The organism is Paraburkholderia sp. 22098, from assembly GCF_052045935.1.
GTDB classification, from domain to species: domain Bacteria; phylum Pseudomonadota; class Gammaproteobacteria; order Burkholderiales; family Burkholderiaceae; genus Paraburkholderia; species Paraburkholderia caledonica.
Genome location: NZ_JBQEPV010000002.1, coordinates 354,134 through 366,813 on the forward strand (window position 1 = coordinate 354,134; position 12,680 = coordinate 366,813).

Annotated in this window: 5 protein-coding genes; 4 read left to right on the forward strand and 1 reads right to left on the reverse strand. The window is 65.4% G+C overall.

The genetic code is table 11. From position 1 onward, the window contains the following. Positions 1-143: 143 nt before the first annotated feature. Positions 144-371, forward strand: a complete 228-nt coding sequence (locus ACTJLB_RS05000) for a hypothetical protein (protein ID WP_020070097.1) — start codon at positions 144-146, stop codon at positions 369-371. A 159-nt stretch (positions 372-530) separates the two neighbouring features. Here the strand turns inward: ACTJLB_RS05000 and ACTJLB_RS05005 are convergent, their stop codons facing one another. Next, positions 531-3,026, reverse strand: coding sequence for an FUSC family protein (locus ACTJLB_RS05005; RefSeq protein ID WP_440782839.1), 2,496 nt, complete (start codon positions 3,024-3,026; stop codon positions 531-533). Positions 3,027-3,251: 225 nt separating this feature from the next. Here ACTJLB_RS05005 and recC point away from each other — a divergent pair, with 225 nt between their 5' ends. From recC to ACTJLB_RS05020, 3 genes are read left to right on the forward strand one after another with little or no spacing between them, the layout of a single operon-like run. Next, complete coding sequence (gene recC, locus ACTJLB_RS05010; RefSeq protein WP_440782656.1) at positions 3,252-6,629, forward strand: exodeoxyribonuclease V subunit gamma; 3,378 nt, start codon at positions 3,252-3,254, stop codon at positions 6,627-6,629. Then, positions 6,626-10,327: an exodeoxyribonuclease V subunit beta gene (gene recB / locus ACTJLB_RS05015; RefSeq protein ID WP_440782657.1), complete on the forward strand. Its 3,702-nt coding sequence runs from the start codon at positions 6,626-6,628 to the stop codon at positions 10,325-10,327. The genes recC and recB overlap by 4 nt, the downstream gene beginning before the upstream one ends. Then, the gene (locus ACTJLB_RS05020) at positions 10,324-12,624 is read left to right on the forward strand and encodes an AAA family ATPase (protein ID WP_440782658.1); all 2,301 of its coding nucleotides are present in this window, start codon (positions 10,324-10,326) and stop codon (positions 12,622-12,624) included. The genes recB and ACTJLB_RS05020 overlap by 4 nt, the downstream gene beginning before the upstream one ends. Positions 12,625-12,680: the final 56 nt, after the last annotated feature.

Here is a 12,680-nt window from a genome sequence, read left to right on the forward strand (position 1 = left end):
GTGCGCGTTCTCCGCGTACGGGCCGTGGCGGCTCGCTAAGTCTTTCCGCGCTGTCGGCTGCAAGGCGAGTGCAAGGTGGGTCGGCGTAGAATGCCGCCTTCTCCGCTATCTTCCGCGATTCGCCTCGCGGTCCGAGCCGTCTCATGAACAAACCGCCGCGCAAGAAAAATCCGACGTTGGGCATTGCCGTATTCATCGTGGTCGCGGTGCTGCTGGTGATTGCCACGCTGTTCTACAACGCGATCAAGGAAAAGCGCGAGTTCGACAGCAGCAATGCGCCGGCGGTGTCTATTTCATCGGGCGCGGCTGCAGCGACGGCAACGAGCGCGGCGGCCACCGCCATGAAGCCTGCGAGCGGCACAGCACAGTGAGGTTAGGGCGCTCAGCGTGTCTGAGCGCCGGTCTGGCTATGGCGCGGCAAGTCGCGCGAGACGGAAAAGCCGCGATTTGCGTCTCGTAGCCATCGTCGGAGTCATGCCGAAGCCGTGCCGAACAGAGGGCGAGCCAAGGTCGAACTTCAGTCGGCCACGTCACTCATCGGGCAGGCGAATCACACTTGCATCCTTGCGAATCAGCGCCGCCGCTGCCAGCATCTGCTTGCATTGATGCACGAGCAGCTTCATGTCGTGCACTGCTTCCGCCGAGTATTCCTTCGATTTCTCCGCTTCGACCACCATCTTGTCGAGCTCGCGGGTGAGTTGCCTGATCTGCTCGGCCTGATCCGGGGGCGGCGCAGTGCCGGCCTCGGCTTCGGTGAGATTGTCGCGCACGAGGCTCAACGCCCGTTGCAGCGGTTGTAGCGACACGCCGTCGGCCTGTTGCGCGGACGTGCGCAGCAGCGGCGCGGCCGCCGTGATTTGCGAAGCGAGCACATGGCTGCGCACGAGCAGGTCGTTTAGTTCGGGCACGAACTTCTGCGCCGATTTCGGTTCGAGCATCATGCGCTGGAACGCCTGCCCCAGATTCGCAAATGCCACGTGGACGTTCTTGCGCGCGAGTCGATAACGGTAATCGCGATCGAGTGCGGTTGCCGCAGCCGCGGCCGCTGGCGACGCGCCTGCAACGGGCTTTGCCGGTGTGTTGCCGAGCGTCGAAACGCCCGAGCCGGCCAACCCGTGTGATTCCTTGCCCGTGTTTGCGGGAGTGCCGGCCGGTTCTCCGGTCTGCAAACTGGCTTGACCGGCGCCTTCCAGTACCTGGCCGGCAACCGCCAGCATCGGCTTGCCGAATTCGATGGCGGGATCGGCCATTGCCGCGGCCGGCGCCCGCGCGCCGGCTTCTGTCACCGTGGCGACCGAGGCAGCGGCCGGCTTGCCGCTCCACCACCAGCTTGCTTCGAGAAACTGGCGCGTGGCGCCGATCATGTTGTTGACCAGCTTGCCCATCAGGCGATATTCCCAGTACGGGAACAGGTGGCTCGCGGCAATCGCAATCGCGCAGCCCACCACGGTGTCGATCGCGCGTTCACCGATGATGCGCATGCTGCCCGGCGCGAGCAGATGGAACATCAGCAGCACATACGACGAAGTGAACACCACGCTCGCCGTGTAGTTGAACAGCAGCAGGCTATAGCTCATCACCATCGACGCGAACATCACCACCAGCAGAATGTGCGGCTCTTTCACGAAGATCATGAGCGCGATGCTCGCCGTGCAGCCGATCAACGTCCCTACGATCCGCTGCCCGTTGCGCTGTTTGGTCAGCGAGTAGCCCGGCTTCAGAATGATGACGGTGGTCATCACGATCCAGTAGGCGTTGGTGAGCGGCAGCAGGCGGCCGAGCCAGAAGCCGACCGCCACCGCGATCGTCACGCGCAACGCGTGACGGAAGCTGGGCGAGGCCATGGTCAGGTTCGAGAAGATCTGGCCGAACGGCACGCGGCGGCTCGACACGAAACGGTTCAGCGCCTGGTCGAGGCGCAGTTCGGTTTCCGTCGTGCTCGGATCGCTCGACAGACTCCTGCGCATCTTGTCGATCAGACGCGTGGCGCTCCAGACACGGCGGAACGTGGACGACACCGCCGAATACGCCTCGGGATTCTTCGCCGGCAGTTCCTGCTTGCGCATCAGTTCGATCTCGAACTCGATCGCGCGCAGTTCCGCCTTCACGTTGACGCGCGCCCTTGGCGCATGGTTTTGCAGGACAGCGAGTCCTATCTCTTCGAGATCGCTCGCGGCCTTGCGAATCAGGTCGCGGTAGAACACCAGCAGGTCGGTGCCGCCGAAGGTATTGCGCACGAGCGGATAGTCCGTATGCGCACCGACGAACAACTCGTGCAGGTCGACCGTATTGATGAACAGATTGAACAGCATTGCCCGGCGCGGCTCGAGCTTGCCGCTCTTTAACTTCGGCAGATTACGCAGCACGATGTCGCGCGCCGCATCCTGCCGCTCTACCGCGGCGATCTGCTTGTCGATGAGATTGCGATAACACTCGTCCAGGTCGTTGTCGAGGTCGTAGAACGCGGCCCGCGCGAGCAGATAATCGGCGCAGGCGAAAACGCTCTCGGCCAGCGCCTGCTGTTCGATGCGATGCATCATCCAGCGGCTGACGGCAGTCGACCAGTACGTGTACCAGAGACCGCCGAGAAGAATCCACGACGCGTTGACAAGCGCCTGCATCGGCGTGAAATGCTCTTCCAGCGTCATGATCATCATGAACAGCGTGGCAAAGCTGATCTGCGGCCAGCGGTTGCCGTACACCACGATCAACGACAGCACGAACGTGAGCGGCACCACCGTGCACCACAGCGCCACCGGGTTCACGGTGGCAAGACCGGTGGCAAGCGCGGACAGAAAACCGATTACCGAGCACGCCAGCATTTCGTTGTGCTTGTACTTCAGTGGGCCCGGCATATCGACCACACAGGCGCCGAGCGCGCCCGTTGCAATCGTGAAGCCCAACTCGCGGTTGTGGAACACGATCAGGCACAGCATCGCCGGCAGGGACACGCCGACCGCGATGCGCAGGCCGCCATAAAAGTACTGGCTATAAAGGAATTTTTTTATTTCAACCGAATAGCGCATCGACTGCCTGATTCCCATTCACTGACAAGAAGCGGTTGAAGGCGCGAGCCCAGGGACAGCCCAAAACTGCCGACGAGTCTAACTGATTTTGCACCTGATCTGACCTCGTCCATTCGGCCAGGTTCTGCGCGGCGAGCGGCTTTGTTATGCTGTCGCTTCAATGTCTGCCGCGGTTCGCGCGCTTGTCGCAAATGCGGCAACGCCACACCGCCTTGTCCGGGATCCATGCTCCAGCTCTTCTACTCGAACCGCTATCAAACGCTTGTCGGCGCGCTGCTCGACGACCTCGCGCAAGCGCCGTCCGACGCCTGGACCGCGCAGCCGGTGATCGTCCCGAGCGCCGCTGTGCGGCGCAGGCTCGAACTCGATATCGCCGCGCGCCAGGGCGTCTGCGCGAACGTGAGCTTCGGCTATCTCGCGCAATGGTTGTGGGCGCAAATCGGTGGCGTGATCGAAGTGCCGCGCCATTCGCCGTTCGCGCCGGACAGGCTCGTGTGGCGCTGTTATCGCCTGCTGGGCGATGCGCACGGGTCTCTGCCGTGGAACGCGTCGCCGCGTCTTCGCACCTATCTCGATGCCGCGGATCCGTCGATGCGCTACGAACTGGCGCGGCGTGTGGCAACCGTGCTCGACCACTATCTGACCTATCGTCCGGAATGGCTGCTGCAATGGCAGAAGGGCGGCTCCATCTTCGCAGGCGGCGGGGCGGACGACACAGGCCCGCGACTCGTCGGCGCGAGCGATGCGGCGCGCGAGGACGAACGTTGGCAAGCCGCATTGTGGCGCGCTGTGCTGACCGAACTTGCCGGCAACGAACAAACGCCCGACGCCGCGTTGCCGCCCGCATACCGTTTTCTCGATGAGATCGGTACGCTCGACCTGGACGCCATTGCAAAAGCAAACTGGCCGGAAGCGGTGAGCGTTTTCGCGCTGCCCACCATGCCGCCGCTGCACGTCGCATTGCTGCGTGCGCTGTCGCGTTGGGTCGACGTGCGTCTCTACGTCATGAACCCCTGCCGCGAATTCTGGTTCGACGTGGTGAGCGAAGGCCGCGTTCAGGCGCTCGACGCGGCAGGACAGCTTGACTATCAGGAAGTCGGTCATCCGCTGCTTGCGGAGTGGGGTCGTCAAACTCAGGCGCAGTTGCATATGCTGCACGAACTCACCGAAAGCGCGGCTTCCGGCGAGACCGGCGAGTTCTCTGAGAATCCGGAACCGAGCTGGCTTGCCGCCGTGCAAAACGGCATTCTCGATCTGCGCCCGGAGACCGAAGCCGACGAGTTGCCGTACGAGCGCGGCATTGAAGTTCACGTGTGTCACAGCCTGTCGCGGCAGCTCGAAGTGCTGCACGACCGGCTGCTCGGCTGGTTCGACGAATTCGACGATCTGCAACCGTCCGACGTGCTCGTCGCCGTGTCCGATCTGGCCGCTGCCGGTCCGTTGATCGACGCGGTGTTCGGCACTACACCCAGTGGCGATACGCGCCGCATTCCATATCGGATCACCGGCTTACCGCCTTCGCAGGCCAATCCCGTCGCGCGCCTCGTGCTCGACTGGCTGGCTTTGCCCGAGCGCAGCGTCGGTGCACCGGACCTGATCGAATGGCTGCGCGTCGACGCGGTCGCCGTTCGTTACGGCATCGATGCGAGCTCGCTGGAAGCCGCGCAGGAATGGCTCGCGGCGGCCGGCGCGCGTCGCGGACTATCGCCTGCGGAGCCGAGCGGCGAACACGTGCCGGTCGCGCGACATACCTTCGCGGATGCGCTCACCCGTCTGTATCTCGGCTATGCGATGCCGGAGGGCGGGGAGCCGGTCGACGCGTGGCTGCCCGTCGAGGGCGCCGACGGTTCAGACGCGGAGTTGCTCGGCCGCCTGTCGCGTTTCGTCGACGACATCGACAGTTTCGCGGTGCGCTGCGCGACGGAACAGACTCCGGCCGAATGGACTCAATTGCTGCTCGAAACGCTTGCTCAGTGTTTCGACGGCGGCGTCGAATTCGCGGAGTCGCTCGCCGCCGTGCGCGACGCGATCGACAAGATGAGCGACGCCATGCAGGCGGGCGCGCATGACGTCGCGATGCCCGCGGCAGTCGTGCGCGTTGCGCTCACCGAAGCACTCGACGACCCCGCGCGCGGCGGCGTGCCTTGGGGAAGCGTGACGTTTTCGTCGCTGACGAGCTTGCGCGGTTTGCCGTACCGCGTGGTCTGTCTGCTCGGCATGGACGACGGCGTATTGCCGAGCCTCGCCCGTGCGGACGAATTCGATCTGATGGCCGCGTTCGGCAAAGCCGGCGACCGGCAGCGCCGCGACGACGAGCGCAATCTCTTTCTCGATCTGCTGCTCGCCGCGCGCAGCCGGCTCTTTATCGCTTATACCGGCCGCAGCATCCGCGACAATGCACCGTTGCCGCCGGCCGCTCTCGTCGACGAACTGCTCGACCACCTCGCGCAGGTGTCGGCGGGCGAGGGCGCAAGTCCCGCGCAACTTCAAGAAGCGCGCCAGGCGTTTATCGTCGATCACCCGTTGCAGGCGTTTGCGTCGGAGTACTTCACCGCGCAGCCCGATCTGTTTACCTACGACGCCGATCGCGCGGAACTTGCCACCTTGCTAGCGGCGCCGCAGCAGCGAACCGCCGCGCCATTTTTCGATCACCCGTTGCCCGCTGAAGATGCCGCGCCCGTCGGATTCGACGAGTTCGTGCGCTTCTGGCGTCATCCGGCGCGCGCGCTGCTGCGTGACCGCCTCGGCATTGTGTTGTCGGACGCCCAAGGCGAATTGCTCGACACCGAGCCGTTCGAACTCGATTACACAGGACGCGATGCATTGGCCGGGCGCCTGTTGCCCGTGCTGCTCGACGCTGACATAGAAGACGACGATCTCATGTTCGACCGCGTTCGGCGCGTGGCCGAGGCGAGTCCCGAGTTGCCCGGCGGCGCGACCGGCGCCGTGTGGCGCGCGCGAGAACTGGGCGCGTTGCGCCAGCTCGCCGACAGTGTGCGCCGCGAGGTGGCATCGGGCGTCGAACGCTTGCCGTTCGTGCTCGACATCGCGCCGCGTTGGCCCGATAACGCGGACATTGCGGGCGAGCTTTTCGGCGTTCATGACGCGGAGCTTCGCGAGGCCGCGCTGACGCCGCTGCAACTGCACGGCACGTTGAATCTGCTGACTGAAACCGGACAAGTGATTTTTCGCTACGCCAAACCTACTGCACGCGACTATCTTTCTGCATGGCTCGCGCATCTCGCCTATTGCGCGGCGCTGCCCGACGGTCCGCGTCGCACTGTCTGGCACGGCAGCGGTGAGAGCTTCGAGCTCGCGCCCGTCGCTGCCCCGCTCGAAGAACTCGCGCCGCTCGCCGCGCTGTTCAGGTCGGGGCGCAGGCTGCCGCTGCGTTTTTTCCCGAAGAGCGCGTGGGCGAAGGTGAGCGAAAGCGATTCGGCGGCGCAGGGCGTATGGATCAACGACCGCGTGCGCGGCGAGTCCGACGACCCTGCATTGCGCATCGCCCTGCGAGGAACGCCGCTTACGCTCGACGAACCGTTTGGCAGCCTCGCGTCGATCGTTTTCAAGCCGTTGCTGCAGCATCTGCGGAGCGTGTCATGAGCGGCGCGCTGCATCGTCATGCGCTAGCCGCTGAAGAGCTCGATGTATTTGCGTGTTCGCTCGACGGCGTTAATCAGATAGAGGCGTCGGCAGGTACGGGCAAGACGTGGAACATCTGCGCGCTCTACGTGAGGTTGCTGCTTGAGAAGAATCTGAACGCTGACCAGATTCTCGTCGTGACCTTTACGAAGGCCGCGACCGCCGAACTGCACGAGCGCATTCGCGGGCGGCTCGCCGAGTTGCACCGCGCGATTGAAGTGGACGACGACGGAGGCGATCCGTTCATTCGCCGCCTCTTCGAAACGACGCTCGCCCCGGAGCGTGGCATCGACCGTGAAGCGGCGTTGAAGGTGGTGCGTCGAGCGCTGCGCACATTCGATCAGGCGGCGATTCACACGATCCACGCGTTTTGCCAACGGGCGTTGCAGGAAGCTCCGTTCGCTGCTGCAATGCCGTTCGCGTTCGAAATGGAAGCCGACGACGCCGCTTTGCGCTTCGAATTGGCGGCCGATTTCTGGCGCGAGCAGGTCGAGCCTGTCGCGCATGCGCATCCGGCGTTCGCGGCCTGGCTGGTGGCGAAGCGAGCCGGCCCGGCGTCGCTCGACGAACAACTCGCGCGGCGCCTCAAAAAGCCGTTGGCGCAACTGCGTTGGGGCGTGATAGACGCCGAGGCGAGCGCCGATCCGCGAGCCGGCTTCGACGCTGCATGCGAACTGTGGCATGCGGAGCGCGATGCGATCATGGCGCTGCTCGAACAGGCGCAAGACCGTTTGAGCAAGACCACGCATAAGCCCGATCATGTGAGCGCCGCGATCGCCGCCTGGACCGAGTACTTCGCGCAGGGCGATTGCCATGCGCCGCCGCCGCGGGCTGCGCTTAAATTGACGGCTTCCGCGTTGAAGAAAGCCACCAAGGTCAAGTTCGAACCGCCGGAGCATGCGTTCTTCGAGCATGCGGAAGCGCTGGCGGCAGCTGTGGTTGCGGCCGAAGCGGCGCAACGCGTGCGCTGGCTTGCGTTGATGCAGACATGGCTCGACTATGCGCCCGCCGAACTGGTGGCGCGCAAGCGCACGCGCCGCGTCGTTTCGTTCGACGATCTGCTGTCCAATCTCTACCGCGCGCTCGCAGCGCATCCGTGGCTCGCCGATGCGCTGCGAGCACGTTATCCCGCTGCGTTGATCGACGAGTTCCAGGACACCGATCCGCTGCAGTTCGCAATCTTCAGCCGTATTTTTGCGCCGGCAGGTCCGCTCTTTCTGGTCGGCGATCCAAAGCAGGCCATCTACAGTTTTCGCGCGGCGGATTTGCATACTTATCTGGCAGCGCGCGCGTCGGCTTCGGCGCGCTACACGCTTGCCGTCAACCAGCGCTCGACGGCGCCGATCGTCGAAGCTTGCAATCGGGTCTTCGAGGCAAACCCACAGGCGTTCGTGCTCGACGGCCTCGACTATCAACCGGTGCGAGCCGGCGAACGGCGCAGGCCGCCGTTGTCGGACCCGGACGCCGAGGCTGGCGATTTCCGCGTCTGGACGTTGCCGCAAGGCGAGAGCGCATTGACCAAACGCCAGGCCCAGCGCGAAGCGAGTGAAGCGTGCGCGGCCGAGATCGTGCGGCTCCTGCGCGGTGCTCGCGAAGGCACCGTCACGATCGGCGACGCGCCGCTCGCGCCCGGCAACATTGCGGTGCTCGTGCAGACGCACAAGCAGGGCAGTCTGATCAAACGCGTGCTGGCGGCATGGGGCGTCGGCAGTGTGGAACTCGCGCAGGCCTCGGTGTTCGCGACGCTCGACGCAGAGCAGATCGAGCGGGTTCTCGCAGCCGTCGATACGCCTGGCGACCTGCGCCGCTTGCGCGCCGCGCTTGCGACCGATTGGCTTGGTCTGGACGCCGCGGCGCTGTGGCGTCTGGAACAGGTCGCCGACGCACCCGCTGTCGCCGACGATCCCGCGCACGCGGCGGACGCAATGGGCTGGGTCGAACGTTTTTCGCGCTACCGCACGCTCTGGCATGAGCGCGGCTTTGCCGTCATGTGGCGCACCCTGATGCGCGAACTGCGCGTCGCGCAACGGCTCGTGGCAGCGCCGGACGGCGAGCGGCGTCTTACCAACGTCAATCACCTTGCCGAACTCGTGCAGGCGCGGGCGGCCTCGCAGCCGGGCATTGCGCCGACGTTGCGCTGGCTCGCCGCGCAGCGCACCCAAGGCGGCGGCGAGGAGGCGCAACTGCGGCTGGAGTCGGACCGCAATCTCGTGCAGATCGTTACCGTGCACAAGTCTAAGGGGCTGGAATACGCGGTCGTGTTCTGTCCGTTCCTGAACGACGGCGGCTTGCGCGAGCCGCCGTCGTCGGGCTTACCGGACGCACGCGAGTATCACGATGCCAGCGGCGACGCGGTGCTGCACTACGGTTGTGACGACGACGAGGCCGAACGCGCGACCCGTCATGCGGCGCGCGAGCAGGCGGCCGAACGGGCGCGGCTCGTCTACGTTGCGCTGACTCGCGCCGTGTACCGCTGTTATCTCGTCGCGGGCACGTACCTGTCGTCGCGCTCCACGAAAGAGTCGCGACGCAGCGTGCTGAACTGGCTGGTGGCGGGCGGTGGCTACGAGTTCGACGGCTGGCTCGCCGAGCCGCCCGACGAGGCCGCGTTGTCCGCGCGCTGGCAAGCGCTGGCGGGTGGTCCGATCGCATTGCAACCGTTGCCGAAGGTCGAGCGCCGCACGCCGCTCGAAAGCATGCATGAAAGCAGCGCTGACAAGCGCGCGCGCAGCAATCGCCGGCCCTTGCGCGATCAGTGGCGCATGGCGAGCTTCAGCGGTCTGATTGTCGCGGGCAGTAAGGCCGAAGACGCGCAGCCGCCGGTGGAAGAAGTGCGGCCCGATCACGATGAAATCGCCGATGCGCTCGTGGCCACGCCGGTCACGGTGTCCGAGCCGGCGCTGGAGGCGCAGTCCCTTGCCGCCGACGACATTCTCGCGTTTCCGCGCGGAGCCGCGGCGGGCGAATGCCTGCATCGAATGTTCGAACTCGCGGATTTCAGCGATCCGCAAAGCTGGCCGGATGCGATACGCGGCGCGTTGCACGAGCGTCCCGCACCGGCGTCGCCAGAGCTTGCTCCGCGTTTGCCGGCGATGATGCACAAACTTCTCGCAGATGTCGTCAGCACCGAACTCGTGCCCGGCATGACGCTGGCGCGACTCGATCCGCGGCGGCGCCTGAACGAACTCGAATTCCTGTTCGCGGCACCGTCGCTCGACTTCGCCGCGCTGCGCGAATTGCTGGTCGCACACGGCTATCCGGACGTCGCGCTCGAGCCCGGTGTGCTGCGAGGTTTCGTCAAAGGATTCATCGACATGATCGTCGAGCACGACGGGCGGTTCTGGATTGTCGACTGGAAATCCAACCATCTCGGCGATACCGAGCACGATTACGCCGCCGCACCGGTCGAAGCGGCGATGGCGAGCCATGCCTATCACCTGCAGGCGCTGCTTTATACGGTCGCGCTGCATCGTTATCTGAAGACTCGCGTGCGCGATTATTCGTACGAGACGCATATCGGCGGCTATCTGTATCTGTTTGTGCGGGGCGTTCGTCCGCATTGGCGCGACACGGAATCCCAAGCCGGTGTGCACGTGAGGCGGCCTGCGTTCGAACTCGTTGCGCTGCTCGATGCGGCGATGATCGGAGGTGCCGCATGAGCACGTTTAATCAGACTGTGTCGGCGCCGCTTCAACTCGACGATCTCGGTGTCAATCTGCCCGCGCCGGCGGACTTCAGCATTGCGCTGGCGGAAGGCTTCGCCCGGCGCATCGGTGTCCTGGCGCGACGCGGCGGGGCGTCGACGGAAGCCGTCAGATGGGCAGCGCGCGCGGCATTCGCGGCGAGCCGCGCGACCGCGGAAGGGCACGTGTGCGTACCACTGGCCGCGCTCGCGCGTCGGTTCGAGGCGTCCACGGCCGAAGTGCGGATGGCCTTGTTTGCGAGCGGCATGGCGAGCGACGGGTCGCAAGCGGCGTCCGCACTACGTCCTTTGGTGATTGACGCGCAAGGGCGGTTGTACCTCGCGCGTTACTACGAGTACGAGCGGCGTCTCGCGCGGGCGCTGGTCGCGCATGCGGGTGCACCGATGCGTGCGGGTGGGTTGCATAGCGGACGGGGCGTTATTAGCGCGGCGGAGCATGCCGCCGGCACGTTGCCAGCAAGCGTTCGCGGCCGAGCCGGCGGGGAAAAGGGCACGGCCTTCGATAGTGAGGCCGCCGTCGATACGAGCGCGAACGCCGACACCGCCCAAGCCCTCTATCAACGGCTCGTGCGCTACTTCGGCCCCCCCAAAGACGACCAAGTCGACTGGCAGCGCGTGGCCGCTGTCATGGCATTGTCGGGGCGTCTCACCATCGTTAGCGGCGGCCCGGGCACAGGCAAGACTACAACTGTGGTCGGCGTGCTCGCGTGCCTGCTCGACGCGCGCGCCGATCTGCGAATCGCGCTCGCGGCGCCCACCGGCAAGGCGGCGCAACGCATGCAGGAAGCGCTGCTGGCGCGCGCCGGAGATTTGCCGCCTGAACTCGCCGCGCGTTTGCCGCAAACTTCGTACACGCTGCATCGTCTGCTCGGCTCAGGGCCCGGCGGGCGCTTCCGGCATCATCGGGATAATCCTCTGCCTTATGACGTGGTCGTGATCGATGAAGCATCCATGATCGACGTCGCGATGGCTGCCCATCTGCTCGACGCCATTGCACCGCACACGCGGCTCGTGATGCTTGGCGATAAAGATCAGCTCGCAGCGGTAGAGGCCGGCGCTGTGTTCGCCGAACTCAGCGCGCGGCCGGCGTTCAGCGCGCAGGGCGTGAAGCGAATCGCCGGTGCGCTCGGCATCGGCGAGGCGCGACTCGCGCGGTCGCTGCCACGACTGGCCGAAGACGTCGACGAAGAGACGGAGCGCCTTCGGCAAGCTGATCGTTCGGCGCATTACGGGTCGGGCCTTTTCGATGCACCGCCCGACGACCTGTTCGCCGCGCCGGACGTGGCAGGCAACGTCGCCAGCAACTCAGCGAGCAACTCAGTCAGCAACTCAGTCAGCAACGTCGCCGACCCTCGCAGCGCAGATCCATACGGCGCCGATGCATCAGCCGCCAGTGCGCGATTCGGAATGCCTGGCCACGAGTCGCAAAGCCCACTCGCGGATTGCGTCGTCTGGCTGGAGCGAAATTATCGATTCGGGCTGGAATCGCCGATTGGCCGTTTGTCGCTGGCGATTCGCAACGGCGCGGCAAGCGCGGCGCTCGATGTGCTGCTCGACGATGCCACCCAACACTCCGCGTCGCTTTACGAAGACGCCCATGTTGCGCTGGCCGAACGCACTGTCGAGCGCCTCGCGGCCGGCTTCGCACCTTATGCCAATGCGCTTGCCGCAGCGCTCTCCGCGGAAACTCCGGACCCGCTGCCGTTATTCGACGCGTTGAATCGCTTCCGGGTTCTATGCGCGACCCGCTTGGGACCGCGCGGCGTCGATCAGGTGAACGCGCTAATGGCCGCGCAGGTGCGGCGCTCGGCCGGCGTAACGCTTGCCGTCGGCGCGCAGTGGTTCGCCGGGCGGCCGGTGATGGTCACACGCAACGACTACGCGCTGGGGCTCTTCAATGGCGATATCGGAATCGCGCTGCCCGGAACGGGCGGCGCGCTGCGCGTCTATTTCCGGACCGCGGACGGCGGTCTGCGCGCGGTGTCGCCGGCCGCGCTGCCGCCGCACGACACCGCGTTCGCGCTGACCGTGCACAAGTCGCAAGGCTCGGAGTTCGAGCATGCGGTGTTGATGCTGCCGTCCACGTTCAGCAGGGTGTTGTCGCGCGAGCTGGTTTATACGGCGATCAGCCGCGCTCGCGAGCGCGTCGAAGTGATCGGTGCTAGCGCGGTGCTAGCTCAGGCCATCGCCACGCCGACACAGCGAGACTCCGGTCTTGCCGCGAGAATCGAGGAGGCGTCGCGCGGCCGTTAGCCAATGAATCGCGATACTGCCGGCGAGCGCTGCATCGCCAGCCAGGCGCGGGACAT